Source organism: Sorangium sp. So ce381 (assembly GCF_051473845.1).
Lineage (GTDB): Bacteria > Myxococcota_A > Polyangia > Polyangiales > Polyangiaceae > Sorangium > Sorangium atrum.
Genome location: NZ_CP150336.1, coordinates 3,389,484 through 3,403,287, shown reverse-complemented (window position 1 = coordinate 3,403,287; position 13,804 = coordinate 3,389,484). Strand labels below are relative to the sequence as shown.

Below are 13,804 nucleotides of genomic sequence, written 5' to 3'. Positions count from 1 at the left end.
CATTGCCTGCAACGCGCCGCATTGCCACGCGACCGCCGAAATTACGTCACGAACCCGCGCTCCATCACGCCGCGCTCGCGCCGAGGGCTCGCCTTGACCCTCGCGCGGGGGCGCCGGAAGATGGCGGAGCCATGCTCATCCTCGGGATCAACGCCTATCACGGCGATGCGTCGGCCGCCCTGCTCGTCGACGGCCAGCTCGTCGCGGCGGCGGAGGAGGAGCGGTTCAGCAGGATCAAGCACTGCGCGGGCTTCCCGCGGCTCGCGGTCGAGTACTGCCTCGGCGCCGCCGGCGCGCGGGTCGAGGACATCGATCACATCGCGATCAGCCGCGACACGAGGGCGCACCTCGGCAACAAGCTCCTCTACGCGCTGACGCGGCGCTCGCCGGCAGGGCTCCTCAAGGGCTCGCTCGGCGCGAGCGACCCGAAGGTGCACCTCGGCGCCGCGCTCGGCGTCGATCCGAAGCGCATCCGCGCCGCGTCGCACAGCGTTGAGCACCACCGCGCGCACCTCGCCTCCGCGTTCTTCCCCTCGGGCTTCGATGAGGCGGCGGTCCTGTCCATCGACGCCTTCGGCGACTTCGTCAGCACGATGTGGGCGCGCGGCCGCGGCAACAAGCTGGAGATCCTCCGGCGCGTCGGCTTCCCGCACTCGCTCGGGCTGTTCTACTCGGGCCTGACGCAGTACCTCGGCTTCCCGAAGTTCGGCGACGAGTACAAGGTCATGGGGCTGTCGGCTTACGGCCAGCCGGATCTGCTCGACAAGCTCCGGCAGGTGGTGCGCGTCAAGGACGGGGCGTTCGAGCTCGGGCTCGAGTACTTCCAGCACCACACGAAGGGCATCGCGATGACGTGGGAGGGCGAGCCGCGCTACGGCCCCATCCACTCCGAGCGCCTGATCGACCTGCTCGGCCCCGCCCGCAGCCCGAAGAGCCGGATGGAAGATCGCTTCATGGCGATCGCGGCCTCGACCCAGGCGGCGTTCGAGGAGGTGTACTTCGAGCTGCTCGCGACGGCGAAGCACCTCACCGGCTCGACGCGCCTCGCCCTCGCGGGCGGCTGCGCCTACAACAGCGTGGCCGCCGGGAAGATCCGGCCGAAGGGGCTGTTCGACGACGTCTTCATCCAGCCCGCGGCCGGCGACGCGGGCACGTCGTTCGGCGCGGCGCTCTACGTCCACCACCACAAGCTCGACAACCCGCGCGGCTTCCACCAGACGCACAGCTACTTCGGCCCGGCCTTCTCGCAGGAGACCATCGACGAGCTGCTCCGGAAGGAGCAGGTCGCGTTCGAGACCCTCCCCGACGAGGACCTGATCCCCCGCGTCGCCAGGGCGCTCAGCGAGGGCAAGGTCGTCGGCTGGTTCCAGGGGCGGATGGAGTACGGCCCGCGCGCGCTCGGCAACCGCAGCATCCTCTGCGACCCGCGGCGGCTGGACATCAAGGACGTGATGAACGAGCGGATCAAGCGCCGCGAGCTGTTCCGCCCCTTCGCGCCGGCGCTCCCCCTCGAGCGCGTCGGCGACTACTTCGAGCAGACCTCGCCGGATCCGTTCATGGTCAAGGTCTACAAGGTCAAGCCCGAGCGCCGCGCGGAGATCGCCGCGGTGACCCACGTCGACGGCACGGGGCGCCTCCAGACGGTGACCGCCCAGGAGAACCCGCGCTACCACGCGCTCATCAGCGAGTTCGGCCGGCAGACCGGCACGCCCGTCCTCCTGAACACCTCGTTCAACGCGAGCGAGCCGATCGTTTGCACCCCAAAGGAAGCGCTCGACTGCTTCCTCCGGACCAAGATGGACGTGCTCGTCCTCGAGCGGGCCTACCTCGAGCGCGCGCCGGCCCTCTAGCAGACCCGCGCGCGCTCCGGCGCGCTCCGGACAGGCCGCGAAAAGCGCGCTGGAAGCGGCCGAGAAAGCTCGGCCGAAAGTTCGTGGTTGACGTGGAGCGAGGGGACGGCAAATGGGCGTCCCCGGCATGTGGAAGAACGGGACGCCGGGCGCCCTGCCCCACCTCGACGGAGCGCCGGAGCAACCGGTGCCGACGAGCGGGGGTGCTTGGACGCCTTGCCTCGAGCATGATGCCGGCCCGCCGCGCGGCGTGCGCGCGGACCTGGTACCCCATGGGCCCACGGCGCTGCATGCGCTCACGGCCCCTCCTGCGTAAGGGTCCGCGCCGCGGCGGCCCAGGCGGTCAAAGAGGATGGATGCGAATCGGATGAAGCTCGTACTCGAAGACGGGACGACCATGACGGGCCGGTGCTTCGGCGCCCCGCGCGCGGTGAGCGGCGAGGTCGTCTTCAACACCGGCATGACGGGGTACGTCGAGACGCTCACGGATCCCTCGTACAGAGGCCAGATCCTGACGATCACGTACCCGCTCGTGGGCAGCTACGGCGTGCCCGCGCCGCGGAGAGCTGGCAGCGTCGACGGGCCCTACGAGGCCGACCGCATCCAGGTTCAGGGCCTCGTGGTCCAGAGCTACGTGGAGCGGTACAGCCACCACGCCGCGGTCCGCTCGCTCGGCGCCTGGCTCGCCAGCGAGGGCATCCCGGCGATCACGGGGATCGACACGCGCACGCTGACGCGGCGGCTCCGGGAGGTCGGGACGATGAAGGGCTGGCTGTTCCCGGCCGAGATGGACCTCGAGCGGGTGAAGCGCTCGGCCGAGGCCGTGGACATGCGCGAGGAGGTGTTCCGCCTCGTCTCGCCCCGCGAGCCCATCACGTACGAGGGCGGCCCCCTGAAGGTGCTCCTCATCGACGCGGGCGCGAAGGACAACATCGTCCGCTCGCTCCTGCGGCGCGGGGTCACGGTCATCCGCGCCCCCTACCACGCGCCCATCGCCGAGCTCGCCGAGAGCGCCGACGGCATCCTCATCGGCAACGGCCCCGGCGACCCCAAGGACCTCGGCCAGCTGGTCACCGCGCTGCGCGGCCTGCTCGGCACGTACACGAAGCCGATCTTCGGCATCTGCCTCGGCAACCAGATCCTCGCGCTGGCCGCCGGCGGCGACACCTTCAAGCTGCCGTACGGCCACCGCGGCGTGAACCAGCCGGTGCAGGACCTCCTGAGCCGCCGCTGTTACGTCACGAGCCAGAACCACGGGTACGCGGTGAAGCACGAGTCGCTGCCCGCCGAGTGGGAGCCCTGGTTCGTCAACATCAACGACGGCACCAACGAGGGCATCCGCTCGCGGCTCCGCCCCTTCTTCAGCGTCCAGTTCCACCCCGAGGCGACGCCTGGGCCCGAGGACGCAAGCTACCTCTTCGACGACTTCCTCCGCCTCTGCGGCGCGATGAAGGGGTCCTCCGATTCGCGACTCAAGACCGCGGGGGCCGCTGCCGTGGATCCCCGCTCTACCCCCACCGCAGGAAGGAGCTGAGCATGTACGGCGCCTATCTCCCCAAGAAACCCCGGCGCGTCCTCGTGCTCGGCTCCGGCGCGCTCCAGATCGGTCAGGCCGGCGAGTTCGACTACTCGGGGTCGCAGGCGATCAAGGCCCTCAAGGAAGAGGGGATCGCCACCGTCCTCGTGAACCCCAACATCGCCACCATCCAGACGAGCGAGGGGCTCGCCGACCGCATCCACCTCTGCGCGGTCACCCCGGAGTTCGTCGAGCGGATCATCGTCAAGGAGGAGGTCGACGCGATCGCCCTCTCCTTCGGCGGGCAGACCGCGCTCAACTGCGGGCTCGAGCTCCACGACTCGGGCATCCTCGACAAGTACGGCGTGCGGGTGCTCGGCACGCCGATCAAGGCGATCCGCGACACCGAGGACCGGCGGCTCTTCATCGAGCGCCTCGACGAGATCGGCGTGAAGACGGCCCGCAGCCGCGCCTGCCGCTCGCCGGCCGAGGCCATGGCGGCGGCGCGCGAGATCGGGTTCCCCGTGATGCTCCGCGGCGGCTACGCGCTCGGCGGCAAGGGCAGCGGCATCGTCGAGAGCGAGCGCGACCTCGAGGACGCCGTGCGCCGCGGCTTCGCCGGCGGCGTGCCCCAGGTGCTCGTCGAGGAGTGCCTCCGGGGCTGGAAGGAGATCGAGTACGAGGTCGTCCGCGACGGGCGCGACAACTGCATCACCGTCTGCAACATGGAGAACCTCGACCCGATGGGGATCCATACCGGGGAGTCGATCGTCGTCGCCCCGTCGCAGACGCTGAACGACGAGGAGTACCAGCTCCTCCGCTCGGTCGCGCTGAAGACGATCCGCCACCTCGGCATCGTGGGCGAGTGCAACATCCAGTACGCGCTCGACCCGCACAGCGCCGATTACCGGGTCATCGAGGTGAACGCGCGCCTCTCCCGGTCGAGCGCCCTCGCCAGCAAGGCGACGGGCTACCCGCTCGCCTACGTCGCCGCGAAGATCGCCGTCGGCTACACCATGCCGGAGATCGCCAACGCGATCACCCGCAGGACGACCGCGTTCTTCGAGCCGGCGCTCGACTACCTCGTCTGCAAGGTCCCGCGCTGGGATCTCGGCAAGTTCCGCGGCGCGTCGATGCGGATCGGCAGCGAGATGAAGAGCGTCGGCGAGGTCATGGCCATCGGCAGGACGTTCCCCGAGGTCATCCAGAAGGCGCTCCGCATGCTCGACATCGGGGTGAAGGGCCTCGACCCCGACGCGTTCACCTTCCAGGACCTCCGCGACGAGCTGAAGAACGCGACGCCGCTCCGGATCTTCGCCGTGGCCCGCGCGCTCCAGGAGGGGATGGCGGTCGACGAGATCCACGACCTCACCAAGATCGACCGGTGGTTCTTGAACCAGATCGAGCCGATCGTGCGGATGCACCGGGACCTGAAGGCGCTCAAGGTCGCCGTCCCCGCGCAGGCCGACAAGGCCGCGGCGGCGCCGCAGCCCGCGCTCGAGGAGGCCACCCTCCGGGAGGCGAAGCAGCTCGGCTTCAGCGACCGGATGATCGGCACGCTGACGGGCGCGCCGCGGGGCTCGATCCGCGAGGCCAGGAAGCGGCACGGCGTGGTGCCGCACCTCGCCCAGATCGACACGCTCGCGGCCGAGTTCCCCGCCGAGACGAACTACCTCTATTCGAGCTACCACGCGTCGGCCACCGACGTCGCGCCGTCGTGGCGGAAGAAGATCATGGTGCTCGGCTCCGGCGCCTACCGCATCGGATCGAGCGTCGAGTTCGACTGGTGCTGCGTCAACGCGATCCGCGCGGCCTCGGAGCTCGGCTACGAGACCATGATGCTGAACTACAACCCGGAGACGGTCAGCACCGACTACGACACGTGCGACAAGCTGGTCTTCGACGAGATCAGCTTCGAGACGGTGCTCGACATCTACGAGCGGGAGCAGCCCTACGGCATCGTGGTCAGCATGGGCGGGCAGGTCCCGAACAACCTGGCGCTCCGGCTGCACGAGGCGGGTGCGCGCATCCTCGGCACGAGCCCGGGGAGCATCGACACCGCCGAGGACCGGAAGAAGTTCAGCGATCTGCTCGATCGGCTGGAGATCGACCAGCCGCGCTGGGCGCACGTCGTCGACGCAGGCCAAGCGGGCGAGATCGTGAGCGCGCTCGGCGGCTTCCCCGTCCTCGTGCGGCCGAGCTACGTGCTGAGCGGCGCGGCCATGAGCGTGGCGCACGAGCCCAACGAGCTCGATCGCATCCTCGCCCGCGCGAAGGCCGTCTCCCCCGCCTACCCCGTGGTCGTGTCCAAGTTCGAGACCCACGCCCGCGAGGTGGAGATCGACGCGGTCGCCGATCGCGGTGAGATCATCCTCTGGGCGATCAGCGAGCACATCGAGAACGCGGGCGTGCACAGCGGCGACGCGACGCTCGTCCTGCCCCCGCAGTCGCTCTACATCGCGACGATCCGCAGGATCAAGCAGATCGCCCAGCAGGTGGCGCGCTCGCTCTCCATCACCGGGCCGTTCAACATGCAGTTCTTGGCCAAGCACAACACGGTCAAGGTGATCGAGTGCAACCTGCGCGCGTCGCGGAGCTTCCCCTTCGTGTCGAAGGTCACGGGGAACAACTTCGTCCGGGAGGCGATGCGCAGGATGCTCGGCGTGTCGCAGCCGGTCGAGAACCGCGGGCTCGACCTCGATTACGTCGGAGTGAAGGCGCCGATGTTCTCGTTCTCGCGCCTCGTGGGGGCCGATCCGATGCTCGGCGTGGAGATGGCGAGCACCGGTGAGGTCGGCTGCTTCGGCGACGACATGCACGAGGCGCTCCTGCACTCGCTGCTCGCGACCGGCTTCAGGTTCCCCAAGAAGGGCGTGCTGCTCTCGCTCGGGCCCCTCGAGGACAAGTACTGGTTCGCCGACGAGGCCCGCGTCATCGCCGAGCACCTGAAGCTCCCCATCTTCGCGACGCCGGGCACGGCCGAGGCGCTCCGGGCGCTCGGGCTCGCGTGCACGAGCCTCGCGAAGCAGCCCGACGAGGGAGAGACGGCGATGAGCGCCATCGAGCAGGGGAAGGTGGATCTCGTGATCAACATCCCCCGCGAGTACGACCAGCTCGGCCGTCCGGACGGTTACCTGATCCGGCGGCGCGCTGTCGACGCGAACATCCCGCTCCTCACGGACCTCCAGCTCGCGCGGGCGGTCATCGGGGCGATGCGCGCGAAGAGGATCGAGGATCTGCGGACGCTGTCCTACGACGAGTACCTCGCGCGGAGCCCGGTCGCGCTGAGGTGACCTGAGACGCCGGCGCGGCGAGGAGAGGCTCCGGGTGGCTCGGGACGTCGTGCCGAGCTGCCCGGCCCCGCGGCGGACACCGCCGCACGGGGCCGGCCGCCTTCGTGAGAACAGGACAAACGCCGGCCCTCTCCGCGCCCCGTGACGGACACCCCTGCATGGGGTCTGTCACCTTCCTGACAGCAGAACGAACACCGGTCCCCTCCGCGCCCGCGACAAAACACCCCTGCACGGGGCCGGCTGCCTTCCTGAGAGCAGCGCCGGGCTCACGACCCCTGACGGCGGGCTCGCCGTCAGTCGTTCGTGACGATGAACCAGCCGTTCACAAAGCCGTTGCCGGTCGTCGAGGTCGATCCCTGGATCGGGCTGGTCCCCTCATTGCGGAGGCACATGCCGACATTCCATTCGCCCTCTGTCAGCACCGTCGTGGCAGAGACCGAGTAGGTTGTGCGGGTCGGCGTGAAATAGTGGCTCGTAAAGATGCCTCCGAAGAAGTTGACCAGCTCGCCGCCGCTGCGGCGCTGGTAGCAGAGGCCGAGCGGAGCGACGAACGCAGCGCTGGACGACCGCAACCCGAGCGGCGCAGAGGCCGATCCGGTCACGCGCTGGCTGCCGGTGATGGTCACCGACCCCGGGGGGCCGACGAAGACATACGCGGAGCTGCCACCGTCAAAAAGGGGAGCAATGTTGCCCGCAATCGCGATCGTGGCGACCACCCCGGTCGGCCCCTGGGGCCCTGTCGCGCCCGTGGGCCCCGTCGGCCCCTCGGGTCCCCTCGGGCCATCGAGCCCCATCGGGCCCTCAGGGCCCATCGGTCCCTCGGGTCCCATCGGGCCCTCAGGCCCCATCGGTCCCTCAGGCCCCATCGGGCCCTCAGGGCCCATCGGCCCCTCGGGCCCCATCGGCCCCTGGGGCCCTGTCGCGCCCGTGGGCCCCGTCGGTCCCTCGGGCCCCATCGGTCCCCTTTCGCCGGGCAGGCCAGCCGGCCCCGCCGGCCCCTCGGGCCCTGTCGCGCCCGCGGGTCCCGTCGATCCCTGGGGCCCCGTGGGCCCTGTCGGCCCCTCAGGCCCCTTCGGCCCTGTCGGACCCGCCGGCCCCTCGGGCCCTGTCGGACCCGTCGGTCCCCTCGGCCCCGCGATGCCGCTCGAGTCGCCCACCCAGTTGCCGCTCTCGTCGATGACGACCCGGCCGCCGATCTTCACCAGCTTCGGCGTGATCTCACCAACGGCGTTGTTCGCGACCATCGCATACGGGACGCTCCCTATCGAAGCGCGAGGCTCCATCTCCTGGTCGTCCCCGACCGCGATTCCGATGTAGCGGACCGAGCCGTCAAAGACCTTCTCAGCCTGCTCCTCGGTGAAGTCGAGCACCGTGGAGAAATAGCCTTCATCGAACGAGAGCGCGATCACCTCGCTCCAGAGCGGCTCGTCGTCGTCCTCGGCGGCGTAGATGGCGAACGTCACCGAGAGGACGTCATTGACCGGCTCGCCGTTGGCCGTGAAGAGCCGCCCCTGATGCGATATCTGCATCGGCACGGCGGCGGCCGCGCCGCGCACGAGGCCGACGGAGGCGGCGAGAAAAACACCCATCGCGAGGACACGCCGTCCCATCCCGTTCATGGCAAGCTCCCGTTCGCCCCGACCAGACCGCCCTGCACGCGGTAACTCGGTGAGGTCGCCTTTCCCTGCATCTGCGTCGGCTGACCGAGCGTGAAGACCATGCGATAGCTCGGACTCCTCACGACCTTCCCCGCGCTGACCATCTCGCCCGCACCGATGCCCCGCTCCCCGACCTCGGGCCGCCCACCTGCGCCACCCCCGCCCGCCGAAGCCACAGGATTGCCTGCACCAGCCCCGCCAGCACCCCCGAGACCCTCACCCCCCGACCCGGCCCCAGGCACGGACACGTCGGGACTGCCACAGCTACAGCCCGGAAACACGGCGAGCGATGCAACAGTCAGGCCTAGCCACACCGGGAATTGCAGTCGCACCATCAACGTGTTCCCCTCTGCTTCCGGGGCTTACGATCCGGACCAAGAGGGTACGCGCCCCGCCACCAAGGTTCAATCTATTCCCGAGCCATTGTGAGACATCGCCGCTTTACGTCGGGGTCGACAGGAGGCGCCACGAGCTCGAAAGCGCACCGACACGATCACGCCGCGATCAGAAGGAGATGTCCAAGGCGAGGTGAGCGCCGAGAATCCTGGCCCCGCCGGCGGAATGCCCTCGTCCCGCGCTCTCCTGCCCTCCGCGCGAGCGCCGCGGGGGGAGCTCCCGCCGAGCGCTGCCCCCGCGCGCCGAGCCGACGGGCCCGCCTTCGACCGCGCCCGGAGCGCCCCGACCGAGGGGCGTCCGCGGTAAGGAAGATGTTTTTCCGAACCATGGTCTTGCTGAGCACGCTGATCCCCGTCGCGCTCGCCGAGGTGGTGAACCCGCGCTGGACTCAGGGCCTCGCCGGCGCCCTGCTCACCGTGATGGGCGGCATCTACCTGGTCGGCGCGCAGCGCCAAGGGGCGAGCTAGCCGCCCCGGCGGCCCCCGATGCTCTACAGCGCTTTCCGCCCCCCTCTGCCCCATGCCGAGCAGAGCGGCGGTCACCCGCACAGGAGACGGGCCCAGATCGACGTTTTCGGCGCGCAAGCGCACTCCGGTGCGCTGAGCACCGAAAACGTCGAGGTGGGCCCGTATCCGAAGCGGGTGACCGCCGCTCTCCCGTATCCGAAGCGGGTGACCGCCGCTCTAGAGATCGTCGCATACGGGGGGCGCTTCGCCGGGCCCCTCGCCCGCGACGCCCGGCTGGCCCTCCGCCCCGCCGCTGTGCAGCTCCTCCGAGATCGCCCCGGGGTTGAACGTCATGAACCACCGGAGCGACCACCAGAGCAGGTTGAACCAGGCCGGCACAGGCAGCCTGCGCGTCGCCCCGACCTCGGCGAGCCCCGCCGCCGCGAAGACGACCGGCAAGATGGTGCCCAGATCCGCGCGGTAATCCATCGCCTCGCGCACATCGGCGTTGATCCCGGCAAAGGCGTGCGCGACCGCGCGGGCGACGCGCGTCGGGCCAGGGTGGCCCTCGGGCCGCGGCGCGCCGATCGGGTGGCCGTCGTCGTCGCGCGCCCCGTCGACCAGGCCGGCGAGCAGGGCGCGGAGCCGCTCCGGCTCGAGCCTGCCCTCGGAGCGCTCGACGATCACCGAGCCCGTCATCGGACGGATCGAGACGACCTCGCACGCAGGATCGGCGGCGAGCTTCTCCGCGATCCGCTCGCACACGCGGCGATGGCCGGCCAGCGCCGGCGCGCGCAGGCGGACGCGCCGCCCCAGGGCGTGGACGACGAGGACCGGCGGCGACGTCATGACGACGGCTCGCCGTGGAGCCCCGAGGCGCCGTTGCTCTTGTGCGCAGCCGGCTGGCCGCGCGCCCCGCCCGCGGCCTTCTGGCGCACCCGCTCGGTGACCTCGGCGAAGAGATCCTCGACGTGCTCCCGCTGGCGCTCGATCAAGCCGAGGCCCAGCTTGCCCAGGTGGAGCCCGAGCGCCGCGATCTCGACGACCACCGGCCGGAGGTGCTGCTTCTTGCCCATCAGGAGGACGGCAGTGCCAACCCCCAGGGCGAACGACGGTGGATGGAACTTCATGATGCCATGTCTCCCTTGCGCAGCCCGGCGACGCGCGTGGCGCGCACGCCTTGCTTGGGTCTCTCGGCCGCCCCCGCCCCCTCGCCTGTGCCCTCGTCCGTTGCCTCTTCTGCTCTCGCTTCTGCTGCTTTCGCTTCGGCTCCTGCTGACACGTTCGATTCCGATTCCGATGCCGATTCCGATGCCGATGCCGCGCGCCTGCCGTTGACGAACACGATCTCGCGGCCGGCGCTCGCGGAGCGCCCCAGAGGGCCGCGAAGCAGCGCGGGCAGCGCGCCGACGGCCACGGCGAGCGCGAGCTCCCCGGCGCTTAGGCGCTGCGCCCCGAGCAGGCGGCCGAGCGACCGGGAGCCGAGCGCGAGCGCCTGGAGCGCGGACGTGGCGGCGAGCGCGCGGGCCACGTGCGGGCTGTCCCGGCGGAGCGCGGCCCCGGGCGCGAGATCCCCGGCGCCGGCGCGGCAGGCCAGCATGTGGAGCAGCTGCGCGGTCACCAGCGCCGTGAACGCCCTCGTCCCCGCGGTGGCCCGGCCGCCGAGCGCGTACGCCGACAGCGACGCGCCGGACATCGCGGCCGCGTCCACGCCCAGCGCGCGGAGATCGGCCGCGCCGAGCAGCCGCGCCGCAGGGTCGCGCGGAGGGCGCCGCATGACGCCGGGCTCGGCGGGCTCGAGCGCGAGCGCGAGCGCCGGCGCCACGTCGGTGAGCAGGTTGATCCAGAGCAGCTGCAGCGGCGTCAGCGGCGAGGCGCCGCAGAGGGCGCCGACCAGCATCGCGAGGACCTCGCTCGCGTTCGTCGCGACGAAGTAGGCGATCGCCCGGCGGACGTTGTCGTGGAGCCGCCGGCCCTCGCAGACCGCCGCGGTGAGGCTCGGCAGATCGTCCTCGGCGAGGACCACGTCGGCCACGGCCCGCGCGATGTCCGTGCCGCGCTTGCCCATGGCCACGCCGACGTCGGCCGCCTTGAGCGCGGGGCCGTCGTTCACGCCGTCGCCCGTCATCGCCACGATCGCGCCGCCCTGCTGGAGCGCCCGCACGATCTCGAGCTTGGCCTCCGGGGTGACCCGGCTGTGCACGGCGTCCGGCGGGATGCCGAGCTCGGCGCCGATCGCGCGCGCGGTCCGCTCCTGGTCGCCCGTGAGCATCAGGGTGCGGATGCCGGCGCCGGAGAGGGCCTCGAGCGCCTCCCGCACGCCGGGGCGCGGCGGGTCGCGGAGGCCGACGAGGCCGGCGAACTCGAGCGGAGCGTCGTTGTCCGGCCGGCCGTTCTGCCGCCACGCGAGCGCGAGCACGCGCAGCCCCCGCGAGGCCATCGCGTCGTTGTGCCGGAGCGCCTCGCCGCGCTCGTCGCCGACCGCCTCGCCCCGCGGCGGCGCGTCGCAGCGCGCGACGACCTGCTCGGGCGCGCCCTTCACGAGCTCGATGTGCCCGAGCTCCGGGTGGTCGTGGACCGTCACCATGAACGCGCGCTCGGCCGAGCGTCGCGCCTCGCTCACGCGCCGGGCCGCGATGCGCCGCGCCGACACGGGGTAGCCGGCGGCGAGCGCGAACTCCACGAGGGCGCGCTCGGTGCCGCTGCCCTGGACGACCTTGCCCGCCTCGCTCAGCTCGACGTCGGCGTTCAGCGCGGCGATGCGCGCGAGCGCGTGCACGCGCGGGGCGGCGGCGTCGACCTCGCGCCCGTCCTCGCCGATCAGCGCGATCCGGCGCCCAGGCCCCGCGCCGTCGCCCCGGCGGGCGCCGCGCTCCACGCGCAGCGCGCCCTCGCCGGGGAGGAAGATCTCGGCCACCTGCATCCGGTTCTCGGTGAGCGTGCCGGTCTTGTCGGCGCAGACGACGCTCACCGCGCCGAGCGTCTCGGCCGCGGCGAGGCGGCGGATCACGATGCCGGAGCCGCGCAGGCGGCGGCTCGCGAGCGCGAGCGCCGTGGTGCCCACGGTGGGGAACCCCTCGGGGATGGCGGCGACGCCGAGCGCGACGGCGCTCCGCAAGAGCGCGTGGAGCGGCCTCCGGCGCGCGAGGCCGACGACCATCACCGCCGACGAGCTCGCGAGCGCGAAGGTCGCGAGGCGCTGGCCGATCCACGCGAGCTCCTGCTCGAGCGGCGGGGTGCGATCGGACTCGCGGGAGAGCGCGCGCTGGATGTCCCCGAGCGCGGTCCACCGGCCCGTCGCGACGACCACCGCCGCCCCCTCGCCCGAGGCGATCGTGGTGCCCGCGTACACCATGCTGCGGCGCTCGGCGAGCGGCGCGACGCCGCCGACCCTCGCGGCGCGCTTCTCGGCGGGCTCGCTCTCGCCGGTCAGCGTGCTCTCGTCGGCGGCGAGGCCGTGCGCTTCGACGACGCGCGCGTCCGCCGCGACCGGCTCGCCTGCGCGCAGCGCGAGCACGTCGCCCGGCACGAGCTCCGCGGCGGCGAGCCGCTGCTCGCGCCCGTCGCGCACGACGCGCGCCCACCCGACGCGGAGCTCGCCCCACGCGTGCAGGAGCTCCTCGGCGCGCGACTCGGTGTACGTGCCGATCGCGGCGTTCGCGCCGACGACGAGGAGGACGGCGCCAGCGTCGATCAGGTCGCCGAGCGCGAGCGACAGGCCCGCCGCGCCGAGGAGCATCGCCGTGGGCACCGTGAAGATCTGTCCGGCGAGGATCTCGATCGACGAGCGGGTCGCGACGCCGGCGAGCTCGTTCGGGCCGACCGCGCGGAGGCGGCGGCGCGCCTCGGCGGCGGGGAGCCCCTCGCGTGGATCGACGCCGAGCGCGCGGGCGACCTCGTCCGCGTCCTCCGCGTGGGCGCGGAGCGCCACGTCGACGCGGCGGGCGCGCTCGCCTCCGCCCTGCCCGGCCGGCGCGCCCTCACCCTGCCCGGCCGGCGCGCTCTCCCCCTGCCCGGCCGGCGCGCTCTCCTCCTGCCCGGCCGGCGCGCTCTCCCCCTGCTCGGCCGGCGCGCTCTCCTCCTGCCCGGCCGGCGCGCCCTCACCCTGCCCGGCCGGCGCGCCCTCACCCTGCTCGGCCGCCGCGCCCTCGCTCCCCCAGGCCCGCGCCTGCCACGCGCGGCGGTCGCCCTCGCCCGCCGCGCTCTCGCGGGGTCGCGCCCAGCGACGCGCCGCGTGCACGAGCGCGCCCATGCGTTCGGCCAGGGCCCGCGCGGCGCGGCGCGCGGACGGCGGCGGCGGGGCGCCGGGCACGGCGTGGGCGCCAAGCACGAGCGCAGCCTCGTCGGCCGCCTCCTCCCCCACGCGCACGAGCACCCGCCCGGTGCGCGCGCTCGCCCGCGCGGACACGACGCCAGGGATCGCCGCGAGGTCGCGCTCGATGCGCGCGGCGCGCGCAGCGTCTCCGAAGAGGCCGGCCACCTCCGCGCGCACCCGCGCGATCCCGGCGCGCGCGTGCAGATCGCGCGCAGGCGTGCGATCTGCACGCGCGCGCCGGCGCGCGCCGCCGCTGCGGCCCCTGCGCCTGCCACGAAGATCGATCCAGCCCGTACCCCGTCGCTCCATGATCCTCCGCGCTGAGGCGGA

Annotated in this window: 8 protein-coding genes; 4 read left to right on the top strand and 4 right to left on the bottom strand. The window is 72.4% G+C overall.

The genetic code is table 11. From position 1 onward, the window contains the following. The first annotated feature begins 131 nt into the window (after nucleotides 1–131). The 3 genes from WMF29_RS12950 (at nucleotide 132) to carB (ending at nucleotide 6,659) form a co-directional block, all read left to right on the top strand. Complete coding sequence (locus tag WMF29_RS12950; RefSeq protein ID WP_437329133.1) at nucleotides 132–1,850, top strand: carbamoyltransferase family protein; 1,719 nt, start codon at nucleotides 132–134, stop codon at nucleotides 1,848–1,850. A gap of 367 nt (nucleotides 1,851–2,217) precedes the next feature. Next, a complete protein-coding gene (gene carA, locus WMF29_RS12945) occupies nucleotides 2,218–3,384 on the top strand; it encodes a glutamine-hydrolyzing carbamoyl-phosphate synthase small subunit (RefSeq protein WP_437329132.1) in 1,167 nt (388 codons plus the stop codon). A gap of 2 nt (nucleotides 3,385–3,386) precedes the next feature. After that, the gene (carB, locus tag WMF29_RS12940; RefSeq protein WP_437329131.1) at nucleotides 3,387–6,659 is read left to right on the top strand and encodes a carbamoyl-phosphate synthase (glutamine-hydrolyzing) large subunit; all 3,273 of its coding nucleotides are present in this window, start codon (nucleotides 3,387–3,389) and stop codon (nucleotides 6,657–6,659) included. Between the two features lie 293 nt (nucleotides 6,660–6,952). Here the strand turns inward: carB and WMF29_RS12935 are convergent, their stop codons facing one another. After that, entirely contained in the window at nucleotides 6,953–8,278 is a 1,326-nt protein-coding gene (locus tag WMF29_RS12935) for a collagen-like protein (protein WP_437329130.1), read from the bottom strand. Nucleotides 8,279–9,039: 761 nt separating this feature from the next. Here WMF29_RS12935 and WMF29_RS12930 point away from each other — a divergent pair. After that, on the top strand, nucleotides 9,040–9,180 hold the full coding sequence (locus WMF29_RS12930; RefSeq protein WP_437329129.1) for a hypothetical protein: 141 nt from the start codon (nucleotides 9,040–9,042) through the stop codon (nucleotides 9,178–9,180). Nucleotides 9,181–9,396: 216 nt separating this feature from the next. Here WMF29_RS12930 and WMF29_RS12925 read toward each other — a convergent pair whose 3' ends face one another. Genes WMF29_RS12925 through WMF29_RS12915 form a run of 3 tightly spaced genes read right to left on the bottom strand, consistent with a single transcriptional unit; the run spans nucleotide 9,397 to nucleotide 13,783 of the window. After that, on the bottom strand, nucleotides 9,397–10,008 hold the full coding sequence (locus tag WMF29_RS12925) for an HMA2 domain-containing protein (RefSeq protein WP_437329128.1): 612 nt from the start codon (nucleotides 10,006–10,008) through the stop codon (nucleotides 9,397–9,399). Then, entirely contained in the window at nucleotides 10,005–10,289 is a 285-nt protein-coding gene (locus tag WMF29_RS12920) for a hypothetical protein (RefSeq protein WP_437329127.1), read from the bottom strand. The genes WMF29_RS12925 and WMF29_RS12920 overlap by 4 nt, the downstream gene beginning before the upstream one ends. Continuing rightward, nucleotides 10,286–13,783 (bottom strand): HAD-IC family P-type ATPase, encoded by a 3,498-nt coding sequence (locus WMF29_RS12915; RefSeq protein ID WP_437329126.1) that lies wholly within the window; start codon nucleotides 13,781–13,783, stop codon nucleotides 10,286–10,288. Before WMF29_RS12915 ends, WMF29_RS12920 begins: the two co-directional genes overlap by 4 nt. Between the last annotated feature and the right edge of the window lie 21 nt (nucleotides 13,784–13,804).